General features: G+C 61.0%; 21 protein-coding genes. 12 read left to right on the plus strand and 9 right to left on the minus strand.

Annotated elements, in window-relative coordinates; genetic code table 11:
* Nucleotides 1–263 precede the first annotated feature (263 nt).
* The 3 genes from GH659_RS13470 to GH659_RS13480 are packed head-to-tail and all read left to right on the plus strand — an operon-like array spanning nucleotide 264 to nucleotide 2,085.
* The gene (locus tag GH659_RS13470) at nucleotides 264–692 is read left to right on the plus strand and encodes a gamma-butyrobetaine hydroxylase family protein (RefSeq protein WP_153111958.1); all 429 of its coding nucleotides are present in this window, start codon (nucleotides 264–266) and stop codon (nucleotides 690–692) included.
* A gap of 37 nt (nucleotides 693–729) precedes the next feature.
* Nucleotides 730–1,470 (plus strand): bifunctional demethylmenaquinone methyltransferase/2-methoxy-6-polyprenyl-1,4-benzoquinol methylase UbiE, encoded by a 741-nt coding sequence (gene ubiE, locus GH659_RS13475; protein WP_153111959.1) that lies wholly within the window; start codon nucleotides 730–732, stop codon nucleotides 1,468–1,470.
* 15 nt (nucleotides 1,471–1,485) lie between these two features.
* Nucleotides 1,486–2,085: a ubiquinone biosynthesis accessory factor UbiJ gene (locus tag GH659_RS13480; RefSeq protein WP_153111960.1), complete on the plus strand. Its 600-nt coding sequence runs from the start codon at nucleotides 1,486–1,488 to the stop codon at nucleotides 2,083–2,085.
* Here GH659_RS13480 and GH659_RS13485 read toward each other — a convergent pair.
* Entirely contained in the window at nucleotides 2,078–2,419 is a 342-nt protein-coding gene (locus tag GH659_RS13485; protein WP_246167860.1) for an HdeA/HdeB family chaperone, read from the minus strand. The genes GH659_RS13480 and GH659_RS13485 overlap by 8 nt on opposite strands.
* A 132-nt stretch (nucleotides 2,420–2,551) precedes the next feature.
* Between GH659_RS13485 and gmk the strand changes: the two genes are divergently transcribed.
* From gmk to frdD, 9 genes are all read left to right on the plus strand, one after another.
* Complete coding sequence (gene gmk / locus GH659_RS13490; RefSeq protein WP_153111961.1) at nucleotides 2,552–3,160, plus strand: guanylate kinase; 609 nt, start codon at nucleotides 2,552–2,554, stop codon at nucleotides 3,158–3,160.
* Between the two features lie 21 nt (nucleotides 3,161–3,181).
* Nucleotides 3,182–3,388 carry a DNA-directed RNA polymerase subunit omega gene (rpoZ, locus tag GH659_RS13495; RefSeq protein ID WP_153111962.1) on the plus strand — a complete coding sequence of 69 codons (207 nt, stop codon included), beginning with the start codon at nucleotides 3,182–3,184 and terminating at the stop codon, nucleotides 3,386–3,388.
* 40 nt (nucleotides 3,389–3,428) lie between these two features.
* Nucleotides 3,429–5,648: a RelA/SpoT family protein gene (locus tag GH659_RS13500; RefSeq protein WP_153111963.1), complete on the plus strand. Its 2,220-nt coding sequence runs from the start codon at nucleotides 3,429–3,431 to the stop codon at nucleotides 5,646–5,648.
* 2 nt (nucleotides 5,649–5,650) lie between these two features.
* Nucleotides 5,651–6,901, plus strand: coding sequence for a D-amino acid dehydrogenase (locus GH659_RS13505; protein ID WP_153111964.1), 1,251 nt, complete (start codon nucleotides 5,651–5,653; stop codon nucleotides 6,899–6,901).
* 107 nt (nucleotides 6,902–7,008) lie between these two features.
* Nucleotides 7,009–7,788 carry a TatD family hydrolase gene (locus tag GH659_RS13510; protein ID WP_153111965.1) on the plus strand — a complete coding sequence of 260 codons (780 nt, stop codon included), beginning with the start codon at nucleotides 7,009–7,011 and terminating at the stop codon, nucleotides 7,786–7,788.
* Nucleotides 7,789–8,008: 220 nt separating this feature from the next.
* On the plus strand, nucleotides 8,009–9,808 hold the full coding sequence (frdA, locus tag GH659_RS13515) for a fumarate reductase (quinol) flavoprotein subunit (RefSeq protein ID WP_153111966.1): 1,800 nt from the start codon (nucleotides 8,009–8,011) through the stop codon (nucleotides 9,806–9,808).
* On the plus strand, nucleotides 9,801–10,556 hold the full coding sequence (locus GH659_RS13520) for a succinate dehydrogenase/fumarate reductase iron-sulfur subunit (protein WP_153111967.1): 756 nt from the start codon (nucleotides 9,801–9,803) through the stop codon (nucleotides 10,554–10,556). The genes frdA and GH659_RS13520 overlap by 8 nt, the downstream gene beginning before the upstream one ends.
* Nucleotides 10,553–10,951: a fumarate reductase subunit C gene (locus GH659_RS13525; protein ID WP_153111968.1), complete on the plus strand. Its 399-nt coding sequence runs from the start codon at nucleotides 10,553–10,555 to the stop codon at nucleotides 10,949–10,951. The genes GH659_RS13520 and GH659_RS13525 overlap by 4 nt, the downstream gene beginning before the upstream one ends.
* Nucleotides 10,948–11,316, plus strand: a complete 369-nt coding sequence (frdD, locus tag GH659_RS13530; RefSeq protein WP_153111969.1) for a fumarate reductase subunit FrdD — start codon at nucleotides 10,948–10,950, stop codon at nucleotides 11,314–11,316. Before GH659_RS13525 ends, frdD begins: the two co-directional genes overlap by 4 nt.
* A 93-nt stretch (nucleotides 11,317–11,409) precedes the next feature.
* On the opposite strand, the gene ubiT is transcribed toward frdD, so the two are convergent.
* The 8 genes from ubiT to GH659_RS13570 form a co-directional block, all read right to left on the minus strand.
* Nucleotides 11,410–11,895: a ubiquinone anaerobic biosynthesis accessory factor UbiT gene (gene ubiT / locus GH659_RS13535; RefSeq protein ID WP_153111970.1), complete on the minus strand. Its 486-nt coding sequence runs from the start codon at nucleotides 11,893–11,895 to the stop codon at nucleotides 11,410–11,412.
* Between the two features lie 23 nt (nucleotides 11,896–11,918).
* Nucleotides 11,919–12,812, minus strand: a complete 894-nt coding sequence (locus tag GH659_RS13540; RefSeq protein ID WP_153111971.1) for a U32 family peptidase — start codon at nucleotides 12,810–12,812, stop codon at nucleotides 11,919–11,921.
* 57 nt (nucleotides 12,813–12,869) lie between these two features.
* Nucleotides 12,870–13,883 (minus strand): ubiquinone anaerobic biosynthesis protein UbiU, encoded by a 1,014-nt coding sequence (gene ubiU, locus GH659_RS13545; protein WP_153111972.1) that lies wholly within the window; start codon nucleotides 13,881–13,883, stop codon nucleotides 12,870–12,872.
* A 110-nt stretch (nucleotides 13,884–13,993) separates the two neighbouring features.
* Nucleotides 13,994–14,791: an SDR family oxidoreductase gene (locus GH659_RS13550; protein ID WP_153111973.1), complete on the minus strand. Its 798-nt coding sequence runs from the start codon at nucleotides 14,789–14,791 to the stop codon at nucleotides 13,994–13,996.
* 30 nt (nucleotides 14,792–14,821) lie between these two features.
* Nucleotides 14,822–15,481: a thiol:disulfide interchange protein DsbA/DsbL gene (locus GH659_RS13555; protein WP_246167863.1), complete on the minus strand. Its 660-nt coding sequence runs from the start codon at nucleotides 15,479–15,481 to the stop codon at nucleotides 14,822–14,824.
* Between the two features lie 6 nt (nucleotides 15,482–15,487).
* Nucleotides 15,488–16,135 (minus strand): SPOR domain-containing protein, encoded by a 648-nt coding sequence (locus GH659_RS13560; RefSeq protein WP_153111974.1) that lies wholly within the window; start codon nucleotides 16,133–16,135, stop codon nucleotides 15,488–15,490.
* 32 nt (nucleotides 16,136–16,167) lie between these two features.
* Nucleotides 16,168–17,931 (minus strand): arginine--tRNA ligase, encoded by a 1,764-nt coding sequence (argS, locus tag GH659_RS13565; RefSeq protein WP_153111975.1) that lies wholly within the window; start codon nucleotides 17,929–17,931, stop codon nucleotides 16,168–16,170.
* Nucleotides 17,932–17,990: 59 nt separating this feature from the next.
* Nucleotides 17,991–18,707 carry a DUF554 domain-containing protein gene (locus GH659_RS13570; RefSeq protein WP_153111976.1) on the minus strand — a complete coding sequence of 239 codons (717 nt, stop codon included), beginning with the start codon at nucleotides 18,705–18,707 and terminating at the stop codon, nucleotides 17,991–17,993.
* Nucleotides 18,708–18,903 lie beyond the last annotated feature (196 nt).

Here is an 18,903-nt window from a genome sequence, read left to right on the forward strand (position 1 = left end):
CGAAAAGACCTCCGTCAGCGAGACTCGTTGATTTGCCGTAGCCGCTTTCTCCGTCTCCATACGCCACCCAAAAAGACAGAAAACTACACAAATCAACGCCCTGTGAACAGCCCCTTTGTAACTGATTGATTGTGAACGGCTATTTTGGCATGTTCACGACGGTGGCATTTCGGGTTTGGTGCGATTGCCCTGCAAACGGCCGCCTCAGGCCGGAGAGAACAGTTTGCGCTATGATAGCGCGTCCGTTTTTCACGAAGAGCATCATGGCCGGCCTGAGTCCCAACACCCCCGTTCCCACCGAAATCAAACTGCATCAGCAGTCCCGCCTGCTTGAGCTGACGTTCGACAACGGCGATCATTTTGAACTCAGTTACGAGTTCCTGCGCGTCTTTAGCCCGTCCGCCGAAGCGCTGGGCCACGGACCGGGACAGGAAGTGCTGCAGATCGGCAAACGCGACGTGAACATCGAGCGCATCGAGCCGGTCGGCAACTACGCCATCAAGCCGGTTTTTTCCGACGGCCACGACAGCGGCCTTTATTCCTGGGATCTCCTGCACTGGTTCGGCGCCAACCGCGACCAGCTGTGGCAGGGCTACCTCGACCGTCTGGAAGCCGAAGGGGCCAGCCGCGATCCGGAAAAATGCCCGCCACCGCCGCCCAAGCCAACGCCCAAGTGCGGCATCAAGCGCTGAACGTCCCACCTCATTCCCTTACCGGCTTACCCGTGCCATGAATTCGCAAAACACGACCCATTTCGGCTTCGAACAGATCGCCGAAGCCGAAAAAGCCCGCCGCGTTGCCGGCGTCTTCGACTCCGTCGCCAACCGTTACGATGTGATGAACGACCTCATGTCGGGCGGCCTGCACCGTCTCTGGAAAGCCTTCACCATCGACCGCAGCGGCGTGCGCGAAGGTTCGCGCGTGCTCGACGTCGCCGGTGGCACGGGCGACCTGTCGCACGCCTTCGCCAAGCGCGTCGGCAAGCGTGGCGAAGTCTGGCTGACCGACATCAACAATGCCATGCTGACCAACGGCCGCGACCGGCTGTGCAACAAGGGATACCTGATCCCTGCCGTGCAGTGCGACGCCGAAAAACTGCCGTTCCCGGACGACTATTTCGATTGCGTCACCGTCGCTTTCGGCCTGCGCAACATGACGCACAAGGACAAAGCGCTGGCTGAAATGTACCGCGTGCTGCGCCCGGGTGGCCGCCTGCTGGTGCTTGAGTTTTCGCACGTCTGGAAACCGCTGGCTCCGCTGTACGACTTCTATTCGTTCAAGGTCATCCCGCGCATCGGCGAGATCATCACCAAGGACGAGGCCAGTTACCGCTACCTCGCCGAATCGATCCGCATGCACCCGGATCAGGAAACGCTCAAGAACATGATGGAGTCGGTCGGCTTCGAGAATGTGGATTACTTCAACCTGACGCTCGGCGTCGTCGCGCTGCATCGCGGGTTCAAGTTCTGACGGTAGCGAGTCCGAATGTTGCTCAAGCTGGCCCTCGCCGGCCTCAATCACCTGCTGGCCAACGAGGAGTGGGCGCGTAACCGGCTCAAGCCCTTTGCCGGGCAGACGGCGTGTCTGAAGCTGGGGGCGCTCGCCTTCCCGTTCAGCATCAGCGCCGAGGGGCGACTGCAAGCCACCGACGTCACGGCCGCCAGCGTGACCATCCAGCTCCCGGCCGACGCCCCGGTACGGATGCTGCTCGACCGCAACTCGCTGTTCTCGGCGGCTCACATCAGCGGTCCGGCCGAATTCGCCGAGAATCTCGGTTTCGTTTTCCGCCATTTGCGTTGGGATATCGAGGCCGACCTTGCCGACTTCACCGGTGACATAGTGGCCCGCCGTCTCGTTAAAAGCGGCCGTCAGCTTGCCAACTGGCAGGCGCGCTCGACGGAAAACCTCGCACGCAACGTGGCCGAATACGTCGCGCAGGAAAACCGGCAAGTGGCCACGAAACAACAACTCACTGAATTCAGTGAAGGCGTGCAGGCGATCGCCAGCCACCTGGAACAGCTAGAACGCCGCATCGCGGCCGTCGAACTCCGCGCCGCCTCACGCAGGACAAACACCCCTACTTAGCAATAGCCTCGTTGCGCCCGGAGAAGCGGTCCGTCATGCGCAGTGCCGCCTCGCCAAAGTCGCCCTGCGGCATCTCGGTGCAATAGCGGTCGACGAAATTTTCCACGGTGCTGTTCGACACGGCCGATACCTGCTGGCTTTGCCGGGCGTAGTTGTGCCCGGTCAGCACACCGCGAACCCAGGCCACAAACATCCGCCGTTGCTCCGGGTCGCCCTTTGACGCCTTCCAGGCGCCGCACGTCATGTCGTCAAAGCCGACCATCTTGACCGGCGCCGCAGACGCGGAGGACGACACAGCGAGAAAGAACATAACGAAGATCAGCGGTTTTCTCATGGACATCGCCCGATAGAGACTATTCACAGTGCAGTGGAAGATCAGCCCCATTCTCTGCTTAACGCCAGACGTCGTCTACCGTGCCTATTCACGGGTAAAATCCTGTCCCCGCCATCACGCGAGTTCGCCATCATGACCGGTCATCTCTACATCGTCGCCGCCCCCTCCGGAGCCGGGAAAACGACGCTGGTTCGCCTCCTGCTGGAGAAAGACAGACAAATCCGGCTTTCGATCTCCAGCACCACGCGTGCGCCGCGCGCCGGAGAAGTCGATGGGCGCGAATATCACTTCGTCGACGTCCCGCACTTTCTCGACATGATCCACCACAACGAGTTCCTCGAGTGGGCTGAAGTCCACGGCAACTATTACGGAACGTCCCGACGCTGGATTGAAGACGCGCTGACCGCGGGCAACGACGTCCTGCTCGAAATCGACTGGCAAGGGGCACAACAGGTGCGGCGGATATTCCCGCAAGCCATCGGAGTCTTCATCCTGCCGCCCTCAATGGAGGCGCTGGAAGCACGGCTCGACGGTCGCGGCACCGATTCGGCCGAAACGATCGCCCGCCGCATTGCCGCCGCACGAGACGAGATGCGGCATGTAGGCGAATTTGACTATGTTATTATTAACGACGATCTGCAACAGGCTTTAGGCGACCTGCAATCCGTAGTCAGCGCCTCCCGCCTCCGCTATGCGACCCAGCGCGAACGACACGCAACCCTGTTCGACGCGCTGCTTTAACCGATTTTATGGAACACCACAATGGCACGAGTAACCGTCGACGACTGCATGAATAACATCGAGAACCGCTTCCAGATGACACTGGCTGCGACCTATCGCGCCCGCCAACTTACGGCCGGCGCTTCGCCGATGGTCGAACCGGGACGTGACAAGCCGACGGTCATCGCCCTGCGCGAGTTGGCCGAAGGGTTATACGGCCTTGAAGTGCTCAACCGCGGCCAAGCCTGACCCGGCAGAACTCCACGCCATGGCTGAGCGGTGAGACAACGTGGACGCAAACGCCCCGGCCAGCATTCCCGATGCCCCTTCCGGCGCGGGGCCTTCGCCTGAAAAGCGAGAAAGCGGCCTCTCCACCCCGGCTTATCTGAGTGAAGATCCGGCGTACCGGGTTTTCATCGATTCTCTGGACTATCTGAGTCCGGAAGATATCGAGCACATCCAGGAAGCCTACCGCTTCAGCGACGAAGCCCACCGGGGACAGACGCGGCTCTCCGGTGAGCCGTATATCACCCATCCGCTGGCTGTCGCCGGCGCTCTCGCCGAATGGCACATGGATGCGCCGGCGATCATTGCCGCGCTGCTTCATGACGTGATGGAGGACACCTCCGTCACCAAGGCCGAAATCACCGATCATTTCGGCAAGCAGGTAGCCGACCTTGTCGACGGTCTGTCGAAACTCGACAAGATCGAGTTCCAGTCCTACCAGGAAGCGCAAGCCGAAAATTTCCGCAAGATGCTCATGGCCATGGCGCGCGATCTGCGCGTCGTCATGGTGAAGCTCGCCGACCGGCGTCACAACCTGCAAACGATGGGGCCAATCCGGCTGGACAAGCGCCGCCGGATTGCTCGTGAAACGCTCGAAATCTACGTGCCGATTGCCACGCGGCTCGGCCTCAACAACATCTCGCGGCAGCTGCAGGATCTGTCGTTCCGGCACATTTACCCGATGCGATTCCAGGTGCTTTCGCGCGCCGTACAGGCCGCGCGGGGAAACCGCCGCGAATTGCTGACGAAGATTCTCGATGGCATCCGGAACAAGCTGAACGAGGCTCACATCGAGGGCGGCGTTTTCGGGCGCGAAAAAAGCCTGTACTCGATTTACCACAAGATGGTCGAAAAGCATTTGAGCTTCTCGCAAGTGCTCGACATCTATGGCTTTCGCATCATCGTGCACGACATTCCCACCTGCTATCTGGCGCTGGGCGCGCTGCACGCCAGGTACAAGCCGGTCCCCGGCAAATTCAAGGACTACATCGCCATCCCCAAGGAAAACGGCTACCAGTCCCTGCACACGACGCTGATCGGGCCGTACGGAACACCGATCGAAATCCAGATTCGTACCGAGGCGATGCACCGACTGGCCGAGGAAGGCATCGCTTCGCACTGGCTGTACAAGGATAGCGATACCGGCGGCGGCGACCTGCAAATCAAGATGCACCAATGGCTGCAGTCACTGCTCGAACTGCAGAGCGCGGCCGGCGATTCGTCGGAGTTCCTTGAGCACGTCAAGGTCGATCTCTTCCCGAACGAAGTTTATGTATTCACCCCCAAGGGCAAAATCCTGTCGCTGCCGCGCGGCGCGACCGTCATTGATTTCGCCTATGCCGTGCATACCGACATCGGCCACCGCTGCATCGCGGCACGCATCGACCATGAATTGATCCCGCTTTCGGCCGAACTGGAAAGCGGCAACCAGGTCGAGATCGTCACCGCACCACACGCAACGCCCAACCCGGCCTGGCTATCCTACGTAAAGACCAGCCGGGCACGCAGCAAGATCCGCCAGTTCCTCCGCACCATCCAGCAAGACAGTTCGAGTGCACTGGGTGAAAACATGCTCAATCAGGAGCTGCGCGCCATCGGCGTCATCCCGGCCGCCATCCCCGAGGCCGTCTGGGAACGGGAACTGCGCCACGCCGGCAAGAAAACAAAGCGCGATCTTTTCGCCGATATCGGCCTTGGCTATTGTGCCGCCCCCGTCGTCGCGCGACGCCTCGCCGACCAGGACGATGTACCCCACGGAGAAGAAGGCTTCGCCACGCCGCTCGTCATTCGCGGCACGGAAGGCACCGCCATCGAGCTGGCGCCGTGCTGCCGCCCGATTCCCGGCGACCCCATCATCGGGGTACTGCGCAAGGACCACGGGCTTGTCATCCACACCCATTCGTGCAGGACGATCCGGCGCCTTGGCAGCATCGAGCCGCAAAACTGGATTCATGTCGACTGGCAGCCGGATCCCGGTCAATTTTTCGACGTCCGCATCCGCGTCACGGTCAAGAATATCCGGGGGGTTCTTGGCCGTGTGGCGTCCAGCATCGCCCAGTCGGGCGCCAATATCGACCATGTCAACATGGATCAGGAAAGGCCGGGGCTTTTCACCGAGTTGCACTTCCTGATCCAGGTTTCAGGGCGTCCGCACCTGGCCGTACTCATGCGCGGTCTGCGGCGGATCCCCGAAGTTGTCCGCATCATTCGTGAACAGGAGTAGTTTTGAAAATCTTGATTCTTGGCGCCGGCGTTGTTGGCGTCAGCAGTGCTTGGTATCTCGCCAAGGCAGGTCATGAAGTCACCGTCGTAGACCGTCAGCCCGCCCCCGCTCTCGAAACCAGTTTTGCCAACGGCGGCCAGATTTCCGTCTCCCACGCCGAACCGTGGTCAAACCCGCATGCTCCGATGCGCGCCCTCTCCTGGATGGGGCGCGAAGATGCGCCGCTGCTCTTCCGGCTGCGCCCGACCGATTTCGCCCTGCTCGACTGGAGCTGGCGCTTCCTGCGCGAATGCACGCCGGGGCGGACGCGCACGAACATCCGCGACATCGTCCTGCTGGCCCTGTACAGCCGGAACAAGCTGAAAGAGCTGCGCGACGAAACGGCCATCGAGTACGACCACCTCGAACGCGGCATCCTGCACGTGTATACCGACGAAAAGGAGTTCGCGGCAGCCGTCGAAGCTTCCAAAACCCTGCGCGAGTTCGGTTGCGACCGGCGTACCGTGGACGCCGACAAATGCGTGGAAATCGAACCCGCCCTCAAGGCGACGCGGCCGATTCTGGTCGGCGGCGATTACACGGCCGAGGATGAATCGGGAGACGCGCAAAAATTCACGTACAACCTGTCGACCCTCTGCCGCGAACGTGGTGTGACCTTCCGCTACGACACCACCGTCGAACGCCTCAGCTCTGCCGGCGGAAAGATCACCGGTGCCGTCGTCAAGACCGCCGAAGGCCAGGAAGAACTCAAGGCCGACGCTTACGTCGTCGCGCTCGGCAGCTACACGCCGCTCATGCTGCGCCCGGTCGGAATCCACCTCCCCGTCTATCCGGCCAAAGGCTACTCGGCAACGATCCCGCTCTCCGATGAAAGCGTCGCCCCCTCCGTCGCCATGACCGACGATGGCCACAAATTGGTATTTTCCCGGCTTGGACAGCGGCTCCGCATCGCCGGCACCGCTGAGTTCAACGGCTACAACCTTGAGCTGAACAAGATCCGCTGCCAGGCGCTGATCCGTCGCACCCACCAGCTGTTCCCGGAACTTCGCCCGGCGGGCGAACCGGAATTCTGGTGCGGCCTGCGCCCCTCGACGCCTTCGAACGTCCCCTTCATCGGCCAGTCGAAACTGTCCAATCTGTATCTCAACACCGGGCACGGCACGCTCGGCTGGACGATGGCGTGCGGGTCCGGCGCGGCGCTCGCCGACATTATGGCCGGCCGGAAACCCGAGGTCAGCCTGCGCAGCCGCTAATCAAGCGCTTGGCATTCTCCCTGAGCAGGTGTTACAAACCTTTCTCAGGGAGCGCCCGGCCAACGCAGTGAGTATGCTGGCCCGACTCCATTGCGCGGAGCATGCAAATGCTGATCGACACTCACTGCCACCTTGATGCACCCGAATTCGACACCGACCGCGACACCGTATTACACAGCGCACAACACGCCGGCGTCAGCGCGATCATCATCCCGGCCGTCGCCCCGACCAATTTCGCCGCCGTGCGCGATTGTTGCCAACGCTACCCCGGCTGCTATCCGGCCTATGGAATTCATCCGCTTTACGTTGCCCAAGCCGGCGCGAACGGACTGATTCACACACGCGAATGGTTGCGGGATGAATTGGCGAGCCCCACCCCCCCGCTCGCCGTCGGCGAAATCGGGCTCGATTTTTACGTCCCCGGTACGGATGCCGCATCCCAGGAACTGTTTTTCGTTGAGCAGCTGAAAATTGCCCGCGAATTTGATTTGCCGGTGTTACTGCACGTGCGTCGCGCCGTCGACCACGTGCTGAAATGCCTGCGCAAAACTGGACTGCGCCGGGGTATCGCCCACGCTTTCAACGGTAGCCGTCAGCAGGCTGACGAATTCATCCGCCTTGGTTTCAAACTTGGCTTCGGCGGCGCCATGACCTTTCCAGGCTCCACCCGTATCCGGCGGCTTGCCGCCGAGCTGCCGATTGAATCCATCGTACTTGAGACCGACGCGCCAGACATGCCCCCCTGCTGGCTCGACAGGCAGCGAAATTCGCCCGTGGAACTTGCGAAAATTGCCGAGACGCTTGCCGAACTACGCCAGACCTCGCTCAGCGAGATTGCCGAGGCCACGTCTCGCACTTCGCGCACGCTGTTCGGCATTTCTGCGTGACTGGCGACTCAAGATTACACACCGGCCTATTTACCGACTGCTCCGCAAACCCTTACCAAACAACCATAAAAAGACAGCAAGATGCGCCTAAAGTTGCTGGCCTGTGAAAAAAAAGCCATAATCGCCAGCTGTTTTTAGCATCAAGCACCGGTATGTTTTCTCCGGGGTTTAAGTTGCGCTGATCGTAGCAAACTTCGCGTTAAGCGAGAAAGGATTAGGCGTGGAAATTTACAAGGCAGACGTAGTAATCGTGGGCGGTGGTGGAGGCGGTTTGCGTGCAGCAATCGCTGTCGCCGAAGCTGACCCTTCACTGAAAATCGCACTGGTATCCAAAGTCTACCCGATGCGCAGCCACACCGTGGCGGCAGAAGGTGGCGCAGCCGGCGTCAAGAAGCCGACCGACAGCTTCGACTACCACTTCCATGACACGGTAGGTGGCGGTGACTGGCTCGTCGAGCAGGACGTCGTCGAATACTTCGTACAGAATGCGCCGAAAGAGCTGATCCAGCTTGAGCACTGGGGTTGCCCGTGGAGCCGTACGCAAGACGGTCACGTCAACGTGCGCGCTTTCGGCGGCATGAAGATCGAGCGGACTTGGTTCGCTGCCGACAAGACTGGCTTCCATATCCTGCACACCCTTTTCCAGACCTCGATCAAGTATCCATCGATCGAGCGCTTCGACGAATATTTCTGCGTTGACCTCGTCGAGGAAGACGGCCGCGTTCAAGGCGTTGTCGCGGTTGAAATGGCCACCGGCGAATTCACGCTGATCGAAGGCAAATCGGTCATCATCGCTACCGGCGGTGCCGGCCGCGTGTTCCGCGAAAGCACCCTCGGCGGGATCGTTACCGGCGACGGCATGGCACTGGCCTACCGTCACGGCGTCGCCCTGCGCGACCTCGAATTCGTCCAGTATCACCCGACCTGCATGCCGGTCACCGGCTTGCTGTTCAGCGAAGCCTGTCGCGGCGAAGGCGGTTATCTCGTAAACAAGGACGGCTACCGCTACCTGCAGGACTATGGTCTCGGACCGCTGCAGGACAAGCCGAAGAACAAGTACATGGAGCTCGGCCCACGCGACCGCGTGTCGCAGGCCTTCTGGTACGAGCAGCAAAAAGGTCGCACCATTGAAGGTCCGCTCGGCTCCGTCGTGCACCTCGACCTGCGTCACCTCGGCGAAGCCTATCTGCACGAGCGCCTGCCGCTGATCTATGAAATGGCGCAAACCTTCATGGGTCTCGATCCGGCCAAGGATCCGATTCCGGTTCGCCCGGGCGTCCACTACACGATGGGCGGTATCCAGACTAACGGCAAGGGCGCCACGTCACTCGCCGGCCTGTACGCCGTCGGCGAATGCGCCAGCGTCGGTATCCACGGGGCGAACCGTCTCGGCTCGAACTCGCTGACCGAACTGCTCGTCTTTGGTCGCGCTGCCGGCGAAGATGCCGTCAACTACATCCGCAACGTCACCCCGGGCAATTCGGCCAACCTGCTCAAGCAGGCCCAGGAAGTTGAAGCCCGCATGTGCGCGTTGAAGAACAAGACCGGCGGCACCGAGCGCATCTCCACCATCCGCAAGGAAATGGCCCAGGCCATGGAAGAAGGCTGCGGCATCTTCCGCGTTGAAGAAACCATGCAGAAAACCTGCGACAAGATCGCCGAGCTGCGTGAGCGCTTCAAGAACATCACCATCGACGACAAGGGTTCGGTCTGGAACACCGACTGGCTGTCCGCCATCGAGCTCGACTACCAGCTCGACGTTGCTCAGGCCATGGCGCACTCCGCCGTCAACCGTAAGGAATCGCGTGGCGCCCACCAGCGTCTCGACGGCCCGAACGGTGCCTACAAGGAACGCGACGACGTCAACTTCCTCAAGCACTCGGACGCTTTCTACGTTCCGGGCTGCGCGCCGAAGATCACCTACGGCGATGTGAAGATCACCAAGTCCCCACCCGCAGCGCGCGTGTATGGCGCGGCCGGTGAACAAGCAGACCAGGAAAGGAAAGCATCCAATGTCTGACACCCAGAAAATCATCGAAATCGAGGTTCTGCGGTATAACCCCGAATCCGATCAGGAGCCGCACTCGCAGGTTTACAAGGTTCCCTTTACCGACGACATGTCGGTTCTGCAGGGCGCCCAGTACATCAAGGACAACTTCGACGGCTCGTTGACGTACCGCTGGTCATGCCGGATGGCGATCTGCGGTAGCTGCGGCATGATGATCAACGGCGTACCGAAGCTGTCATGCGAAACCTTCCTGCGTGACTACTATCCGAACCGGATTCGTATCGAAGCGATGGCACACTTCCCGATCGAAAAGGATCTGGTCGTTGACCTGTCAGGCTTCATGGAAAAGCTCGAAGCCATCCAGCCGTACATCATCCCGAAAGAGCCGCGTACGCTCGAGCAGGGCGAGTACATTCAAACGCCGTCGCAGTTCGCCGAGTTTATCCAGTACACGTCCTGCATCAACTGCACGCTCTGCTATGCCGCCTGTCCGCAAGTCGGCCTCAACCCCGACTTCATCGGCCCGGCCGCCATCGCGCTCGCCCACCGCTACAACATGGATTCCCGTGACGGTGGTCAGGCACAGCGGATGGAACTGCTTGCCTCCGAAGACGGTGTCTACAACTGCAGCGCCGTCGGCTACTGCTCCGAAGTCTGTCCGAAGCACGTTGATCCGGGCAATGCCGTCAACGTCAACAAAATCCATGCAGCGAAGGACTACTTCCTGCGCTTCCTGTCGCCAAAAGGGGGTTCCAAGTGAGCAAGCGTCGTCCTTACGTTCGTTCGATGGACGGGTGGTGGAAAAAAAACCCCCACTTCGTCGAGTACATGATTCATGAAGGCACCGCCGTTTTCGTTGCTGCTTACGCGCTGACGCTGCTGTGCGGCCTCGTCCGTCTTGGGCAGGGCGAAGCCGCCTGGAACGCCTGGCTCGAAGCACTCAAGAGCCCGTTCTCGCTGGTGGCGCACGTCGTCTTCCTGGCGGCGATTGCTTACCACGCCTTCACGTGGTTCAAGCTCTTCCCGCTGACCATGCCGCCGATGGTCGTTAACGGCAAGAAGGTTGCTCCGGAGGTCATGGTCAACACCGGTCTGGCAGCTGCGGTTGCTGCCGCACTGGCCCTGCTTGGTTTCGTTTGGAGGATCGCAGCATGAAGAACACCAAGATTCGCAAACGTTCGAACGCGCCAATCTTCTGGGGCCTGTTTGGTGGCGGCGGCATGCTTGCCGCTTTGTTCGGCCCGATGCTGGTTTTCATCACCGGCCTCGCCATTCCGCTCGGCCTGCTGCTCCCGGCCGACACGATGAGCTACGCGAAGATGCTGGCTTTTGCTCAGAACATCCTGGGCAAGGGTTTCATCTTTGCAGTTATCGCGCTCTTCATGTGGCACGCCGCGCACCGCATCTTCCACTCGCTGCACGAGTTCGGCGTTCACGCCGGCACCGGCTGCAAGCTGCTGACCTATGGCGTAGCCTTTGTCAGCACGATCGTGGCGGCTGTCATCCTGCTCGGTCTCTAACAGACAGACTGCGCACCAGCAAAAAAATAGGCAGCTTCGGCTGCCTATTTTTTTATCTCGTCACGGTTAAACCAATCGGCCTTTTCCCCTGCTTCAATATGAGCGCCCGCCCCGGATGAAAGGGCCAAGCGCCGGCCACTCGATCGCGTCCAGCATGTTCTTCACGATCAACCCAAGCTCGGTATCCCCCTCGATCGAGAGCGCCCGATTGAAAAACAGCGTATCAGGATCTTCTTGCCGCACGGCCAACTGAAGGAAGGCGGACAGATTGGCGCGGAAGGCCAAATCCGGGGCATCCGGCGCCGAGAACAGCGGACGGAAATAACCGCCGCGATAGGCAAAGCAGGCGACGCCCCCCGTATCGAGCACTTCGATCAGAAAAGTGCGGCCTTCGAGCAATTCCAGACTGTCGGCTGGCAACACTTTCATGCGGGTAGCCGCATTAAGCGCGGCGGTCAGCGCCACGGCGTGCGGCCATTGCGGAAGCCGGCGCCCGATGCGCGAAACGAGTGCCGGCAACCGGAAACTCGGAATGGAGAAGTTCGTCACCAGCAACGAGGGGGAAAGACTTTCGGACATACTCAAACTCCTTGCAAATCTCATCAATCGGCTTGCTGCCGGGCAATATGCGACGCGATGCCCGGCTCGCCATGCCAGTAACCATCCACCATGCCGTTCTCGGCCCAGCCCGCCATGTCGGGAAGTTTCGACTCACCATGCCGGGCCGCATCAAACGCGGCGATGATTTCCGGCGTATGCACCGGTTGCGGACTGATACGCGCAATATCGATGCCCATCTTCAGCATATCCGGTACCGCCGCGAGCAGATTGCACGTGTGCGCCGACATCGTCTGGATGCCGTTAATCGCCAGAAACGGCTGGCCTTCGCGGGTTTTCAGCGTAATGGCTTCCGGATGCAGCAGACACTTGAACTGGCAGTCATCCTTGACCAGATTATAGTGGCGCGCCGTAAAGCAACGTGCGGAGAACGCCAACGGCAGCTTCCCGAAAACGAAAACCTCGGTCTCCACACCATCCGGCCGCGCCGCGTGCAGCGCTGCAATCATTTCCCGACTGGCCTCCAGCGGAGGCACCCAGCGTTGCGCGCCATAACGATGGTAGGTGGCCAAGGTCGCGGCGTTATAGATGTTCAGGTGCGACCCGGCTACGAACGGCCGGCCGGCGGCCAGATTGACCGCCCCGAGATCGTTGGCCTCGATCCGGCATCCGGCCTCGTCGACAAGACGGCGCAACGCCTTGAGGTCACTTTCCGACTGCAACAACGCTTGTGCAGAGACGACGACTTCTTTCCCGGCATCGGCAAGCTGGCGTGCCAGAGCGATCCAGTCGGCCACGCGCAATTCCTGACGCCGCGAGCAAACGACCTCGCCGACGTAAATGATGTCGAGGGCGTCCAACTGCGCCATCTCGGCATAGAAATCAAGAACCTTTTGTTTCGGCCAGAAAAAGAGGAGGGGGCCAAGAGCTAGTTTCATAAAGCGACTTACCAAAAAGCGGAGAACGGGCGGCGAGCAGGCCGCCCCGAGGATTGATTATCGCCAAGGCCGGTTGTAGGCGCCAAGCGTCGCCTGCACACCTTCGGAGACCTTGCCGAGTTCTGTTTGCCAGGCCGGCTTAACCTTGAAATGGTCGAAATCGCGGGCCAGTTCGTCCAGCGCCGCGCGCAGCGTGCGCGTCACCTGTGTGACATAGGCCGGGCTGCGCTGGCGCCCTTCCACCTTGATGGCCGAAGCACCGATCTTCACGATCTCCGGCAGAATCTCCAGCACATTCAGGCTCGTCGGTTCTTCCAGCGCATAATAGGTCGCACCATTGACTTCGAACCGTCCCTTGCAGAGCGTCGGGTAGCCCGCCGCCTCATTGTCGCCGTAGCGGTCGATCAGAATGCCGTTCAACCGCGTCGACATCTGGCCCGGCGCCTTCTCCCACTTGACGTACTTGGCCGGCGAACAGGCCCCGACGGTATTCGGCGACTCGCCGGTCGCGTAGGACGACAGCCAGCAGCGCCCCTCGTTCATCACGCACAGGCTGCCAAAACCAAACACCTCGATTTCGATCGACGTGTTTTTGATCACCTGTTCGACCTGTGCCAGCGTCAAGACACGCGGCAACACCGCGCGCCGGATGCCAAACTCGCGCTGCGCAAAATTGACCGCCTCGTAACTCGTCGCCGAGCCCTGTACCGAGAGGTGCAAGCGCAGATCGGGATGGCGCCGGCTGGCGTAGTCGAGCAGCCCGATGTCGGCCAGGATCACGGCATCGACGCCGAGATCGGCCGCACCATCGACGGCCGCATGCCAATCGGCCTCGCGCCCCGGTTGCGGGAAGGTATTGATCGCCATCAACACGTGCTTGCCACGTGCGTGCGCGTAGTTGATGCCCTCCATCATCGCCTTGCGGTCGAAATTGAGGCCGGCGAAATTACGGGCGTTGGTGTCGTTCTTGTAGCCGATATAGACGGTATCGGCGCCGCTATCGATGGCGGCCTTGAGCGCCGGTAAACTGCCGGCCGGACAAACCAGTTCGGGAATTTTCTGCTGCTGCATGGTGAATCTCGCAAAACGAAGCTGCAAGTATAGCGAGCGGCCGTCAAAACCGCATGATTTTCATCACTATTCTGCTCTTGTCGCGGGGCGACACCCCCACTCCCGGCGGCTCAAAAATCAGGACTTCGGGGCTTGCGCGGGGCGTTGGCGAACAGGCGGTCGTAAATGGCATTGGGCAGCAGGCGCAGCAGTTTGGCAACGACCCCCATCTGCCAGGGAATGACGGCATAGCTGCTTCCACGGTCGATGACCCGCGCGAAGCGGCGGGCGGCCTCATCGGCCGCCAGCATGAACGGCATCGGATAGGGATTGATCTCGGTCATCGGCGTCGCAATATAGCCCGGCGCAATGGTCACGACCGGAATGCCATACCGGCGCATCTCCAGGCGCAGACTTTCGAGATAGGCGATAGCCGCCGCTTTCGAGGCGCTGTAGGCCTCTGCCCCCGGCAAGCCGCGAATACCGGCGACAGACGCAATGCCGACCAGCCGGCAAGGGACTCCCGTAGCAGCCGCCGCCTTCATGGCCGCGATGAATGGCGAAAACGTAGCCGCCAAGCCGAAAACATTGACATCGAGGATGCGCCGAATGGTATCGAGATCCTCGCGGCATTCGGTCAGCGTACCGCTCGATACACCGGCATTGGCAATGACGATCGCCGGAACGCCGTGGCGGGCAATAAAGTCACCGGCAGACTGCTGTAGCGCGGGAGCATCCGCGACATCAAGCCCGTAACAGGAGACTCCTGCGGCACCCGTCTGGACAAGCTCTGCCGCAAACGCTGCCAGCACATCCTTGCGCCGGGCAGCCAGACCGAGGACCGCCCCCTGCCGTGCATAGTACCGGGCCAGCGCCTGTCCGATACCCGAGGAGGCACCGGTAATGAAAACTCGAAGAGGCGCCTGCACGGTCGGGACGGAAGTGGGATGAAATGAAGCTTACTTTTTCTTGAGCTTGCGTTCGGCACGCGCCTTGTCGATGACCTTGTCGGCCAGCGCCAGCAACTCGGCATGCGATTTCACGCCTTGCCCGACCACCAGATAGCGACCATCGATGACCAGCGACGGCACACCGCGGATCTTGGCGGCCTGCGCCAGTTGATCGCCGCGCCTGGCCTTGCTGACGACGCCAAAGGAATTGAAAGCTTCACTGAATTTCCGCGCGTCGACACCCTGTGCCTTCACCCACTCTGTGACGCTCTTCTCGTCGACCAGTCTCAGGCCCTTGACTTGGATAGCATGAAATACCGCATCATCAAGCCGCATGAGTTCGCCGATCGCCTCAAGCGAGTAATAAAGGCGCGCCATGAGCTGGTAATACGGATTACCGAAACCGACCGGAACACGGCGGAACGCCACATCGGCGGGTTGCTTGGCGGCCCACTTGACGAGCAATGGGTGCAATTCGCTGCAATGCGGACAACCGTAAGAGAAGAATTCGAGCACTTCGATCCGCGACGGATCATCCGTGGTCAGCGCCGGCTCGATTGCGGCATAGTCGCGCCCGACCGCCAGTTGTTGCGCCTGAGCGGACAATGCCATCCCAAACAGGGCCAGAGTAACAGCGGCCAGCCAGCCGATCACGGTGTTCTTCATCATGCGTCCTCAGTCCTTTTTCACGATATTCGCTTCGACCCCTTGTTTGGCCAGATCGGAGCGGAGATTATTGACTTCATCCAGCTTCTTGAACGGTCCGAGACGGACGCGGTACCAGACCTTGTCCTGCAGCATGACCTGCTGCACCGAAGCCTCGACCCCCATCAGTGCCAATCGGGCCTTTTGGTTGTCGGCGTCGGCCGCGCTCTGAAAAGAACCCGCCTGCAGGAAAACCGGCTCCTTGAGCGCGCTGTCCTTCTTCGCGTCCTTCTCGGATTTCTCGTCCTTGGCGTTGGACTGCTCCGACGCTTTTGGTTCAATCGACTTGCCCTGCTCGCCAGACGACGGATCCGGAATGGCGTCCGCGTCGCCAGGCAGGATCTTGTAGAAGTCGAAACGCGGCTTGTCGTCCTCTTTCGGCACCGGATCGCCGGGCTTGCCCGGCAGCGCCAGCGGCGCCTGCCCGGCCGGCGTACTGGGTATCGCATGTCCGTTGGTGGTAAACGGCATCGGCGCCTTCTGGATATACCAGACGACGCCCGCCGCGCAGACGACGCCGAGCACGAGGCCGACAAAAAGACCGACCAGGGTGCCGCCCCCCGATTTCTTCTTGGGCGCGGCGGCAGGACGACGGTGGTGTTTCAGATCACGACTCATGGTTGTCTCTTGTCTTGGATAAGGTGCGCAACCTACATCGTTTGCGGGCAGCTGACACCGAGGATCGCCATCCCGTTGCGGATAACCTGACGGACGGCGGCGGCCAGCGCGACGCGGGCGTTCTTCAGCGCCACGTCTTCAACCAGCATGCGCTCGGCATTGTAGTAACTATGGAACGCAGCGGCCAGGTCCTTGAGGTAGAAGGCGATCATGTGCGGGGCCAGATCGCGCGCCGCCGCTTCGACGACCTCGGCAAACTCGCTCAGCTTGGCGGCGACGGCCAGCTCGTACGGATTGTCGAGCAGCGCAAGATCGGCCGCGCACAGCACCGCTTCGTCGCCGTCCCATTGCGCCAGCACCGAGCAGACGCGGGCATGGGCATACTGGATGTAATACACCGGGTTCTCGTTCGTCTGGCTCTTGGCGAGGTCAAGGTCGAAGTCGAGATGCTGGTCGGACTTGCGCAACACATAGAAGAAGCGGCAAGCGTCGTTGCCGACTTCGGCACGCAGCGTGCGCAGCGTGACGAATTCGCCCGAACGCGTCGACATCGAGGCTTTCTGGCCGTTGCGATAGAGCACGGCAAACTGGACGAGCGCAACGTGCAGCACCTCCGGATCGAGCTCCAGCGCCTGCAGGGCGCCTTTGACGCGCGGGATGTAGCCGTGGTGGTCAGCGCCCCAGATATTGATGACGCGATCGAAGCCGCGTTCGTACTTGTTCAGGTGGTAAGCGATGTCCGATGCAAAGTACGTGTACAAGCCGTTCTCGCGCTGGACGACGCGATCCTTCTCATCGCCGAATTCCGTCGACTTGAACCACAGTGCGCCGTTCTGCTCGTAAAGGTGACCGGCCTTATTCAGGCGGTCGACGCAGCGGGCCACCAGGCCGGTGTCGAACAGCGATTTCTCGGAAAACCAGACGTCGAAATGGACGCCGAACTCTTCGAGGTCGTTGCGGCAGTCTTCCAGCTGTTCGGTCAGCACATGGTTGTGCACGTAGGCCCATTCTTCGCCGAGCAGCTTCTTGGCGGCGGCGATCAGGGCATCGAGGTGCGCCTCGCGCTGCGCCTTGGCTTCGTCGTCGGCCCGGTCGGCCTCGGGCAGGCCCGGCGTGTTTTCCAGCACGGTGCTCGCCGGATGAACGAACTTGTCGCCATGCGCAGCTTTCATCTGCTGCGCCATGTCGCGCACGTAGTCGCCCTGATAGCCGTTGGGCGGGAACGGCACCGTCTGACCAAAGAGGTCGAGATAGCGCAACCAGCCGGAAACGGCCAAGATATCCATCTGCCGGCCGGCATCATTCACATAGTATTCGCGGGTCACGTCCCAGCCGGCATAGGCCAGCAGGCTCGACAGCGAAGCGCCATAGGCCGCGCCGCGGCCATGACCGACGTGCAGCGGCCCGGTCGGGTTGGCCGAAACGAATTCGACCTGCACCTTCTTCTTGCCGCCCATGTTCGAGCGTCCGAACGCTTCGCCCTGCTCAAGCACGCCGCGTACAACCTGCAGCTTGGCCGAGGGTTCAAGGTGGAAGTTGATGAATCCCGCCCCGGCGATTTCTGTCTTGGCCACGAACGGCGATTTCGGGATCTCCGAAAGAAGCAGTTGCGCCAATTCGCGCGGATTGCGCTTTAGCGCGCGGGCCAACTGCATGGCGAGGTTGCAGGCGAAATCGCCGTGCGAAGCCTGTTTCGGACGTTCGAGAATGATCGGCGTCTCCACCTGCTCGGGCACGACGCTCGTCAGAGCGGTGCGCATCAGGTCGGCGAGGTGGGTTTTGATATCGTGGGTCATTGCAATGCTTGGCGGATAAGGTGGAAAAATAACTAAGAGGCGGATTATACGATGCCCGCCTAGGTGAACAACTGCGACCACAGCGCTGAAACGGGCATGATGAGCAGCAACGCCGGCAGCATATTGACGATCGGAAAGATCTTGATGCCGCAGATGCGCAGCCCGGTCGCCAGCATGATCAGCCCGCCACAGGCGGAAAAGTCGCCGAGCATGGCGGGCGTGGCGAGCGGAATCAGGAGGTAGGCACTAAAGTAGAGGCCGGCTTGAATGGCGATCTGCGGCAGGGCAATCAGGGCCACGGCAAAACCTAGCTCGGTGGCAAAAACCATCGCGGTAAACAGATCGAGTACCGACTTGGCAAGCAGGATGTTCGGTTCGCCGGTCATGCCCTCGTGCGTGGCACCAAAAACACCCATGCCGCTCGCGCAGAACAGCACCATGATCGTCACGAAGCGGACGACGAAATCGTCGACGCGCTTGTTGCCGCGCTCGGCCGGGAACGCCCGCTCGACACGCTTGCGCGCCCAGCCCACGGCCAGCTCCAGGCCGCGCTCAAGGAAAAACAACTCGCCGAGCAGGGCGCCGAGAATCAGGGCCAGGGCGACGGCCGGCAACGTCTGCACCTTATTGACGAGCACCACGCCGACGCCCATCGAAATAACGCCGCAAGTGAGCGGCAACGCCTCCTTGACCCGGCGCGGCACCAGCCGGCCAAGCAGCGCGCCGGAAACGCCGCCGACGATCAGCGCCGCACTATTCACGAGTGGACCCAGCATGCGAGACCTCCAAAAGAGTGAGCCGGATCACTGCGCAGACAGCGCCGGGGGAACGGTAAAACCGGGATCGAACCAGAGGGAGCACCTATACCGACACACCCGCCGGCACACCCGGCCGGCTCCGGCACAAAGAGGAGAAGGCTATGTCACTCCGTGCCCGTTGTCTATACTTCATGCGGCAGCAGGGATCCGGCAA

The sequence above is a fragment of the Propionivibrio limicola genome, assembly GCF_009469695.1.
Lineage (GTDB): Bacteria > Pseudomonadota > Gammaproteobacteria > Burkholderiales > Rhodocyclaceae > Propionivibrio > Propionivibrio limicola.

Bases quoted from the DNA above. Each gene is read 5' to 3' on its own strand.
- GH659_RS13470 (WP_153111958.1), top strand. From the start codon at position 264: ATGGCCGGCCTGAGTCCCAACACCCCCGTTCCCACCGAAATCAAACTG.
- ubiE (WP_153111959.1), top strand. From the start codon at position 730: ATGAATTCGCAAAACACGACCCATTTCGGCTTCGAACAGATCGCCGAA.
- GH659_RS13480 (WP_153111960.1), top strand. From the start codon at position 1,486: ATGTTGCTCAAGCTGGCCCTCGCCGGCCTCAATCACCTGCTGGCCAAC.
- GH659_RS13485 (WP_246167860.1), bottom strand. From the start codon at position 2,419: ATGAGAAAACCGCTGATCTTCGTTATGTTCTTTCTCGCTGTGTCGTCC.
- gmk (WP_153111961.1), top strand. From the start codon at position 2,552: ATGACCGGTCATCTCTACATCGTCGCCGCCCCCTCCGGAGCCGGGAAA.
- rpoZ (WP_153111962.1), top strand. From the start codon at position 3,182: ATGGCACGAGTAACCGTCGACGACTGCATGAATAACATCGAGAACCGC.
- GH659_RS13510 (WP_153111965.1), top strand. From the start codon at position 7,009: ATGCTGATCGACACTCACTGCCACCTTGATGCACCCGAATTCGACACC.
- GH659_RS13520 (WP_153111967.1), top strand. From the start codon at position 9,801: ATGTCTGACACCCAGAAAATCATCGAAATCGAGGTTCTGCGGTATAAC.
- frdD (WP_153111969.1), top strand. From the start codon at position 10,948: ATGAAGAACACCAAGATTCGCAAACGTTCGAACGCGCCAATCTTCTGG.
- ubiT (WP_153111970.1), bottom strand. From the start codon at position 11,895: ATGTCCGAAAGTCTTTCCCCCTCGTTGCTGGTGACGAACTTCTCCATT.
- GH659_RS13540 (WP_153111971.1), bottom strand. From the start codon at position 12,812: ATGAAACTAGCTCTTGGCCCCCTCCTCTTTTTCTGGCCGAAACAAAAG.
- ubiU (WP_153111972.1), bottom strand. From the start codon at position 13,883: ATGCAGCAGCAGAAAATTCCCGAACTGGTTTGTCCGGCCGGCAGTTTA.
- GH659_RS13555 (WP_246167863.1), bottom strand. From the start codon at position 15,481: ATGATGAAGAACACCGTGATCGGCTGGCTGGCCGCTGTTACTCTGGCC.
- GH659_RS13560 (WP_153111974.1), bottom strand. From the start codon at position 16,135: ATGAGTCGTGATCTGAAACACCACCGTCGTCCTGCCGCCGCGCCCAAG.
- argS (WP_153111975.1), bottom strand. From the start codon at position 17,931: ATGACCCACGATATCAAAACCCACCTCGCCGACCTGATGCGCACCGCT.
- GH659_RS13570 (WP_153111976.1), bottom strand. From the start codon at position 18,707: ATGCTGGGTCCACTCGTGAATAGTGCGGCGCTGATCGTCGGCGGCGTT.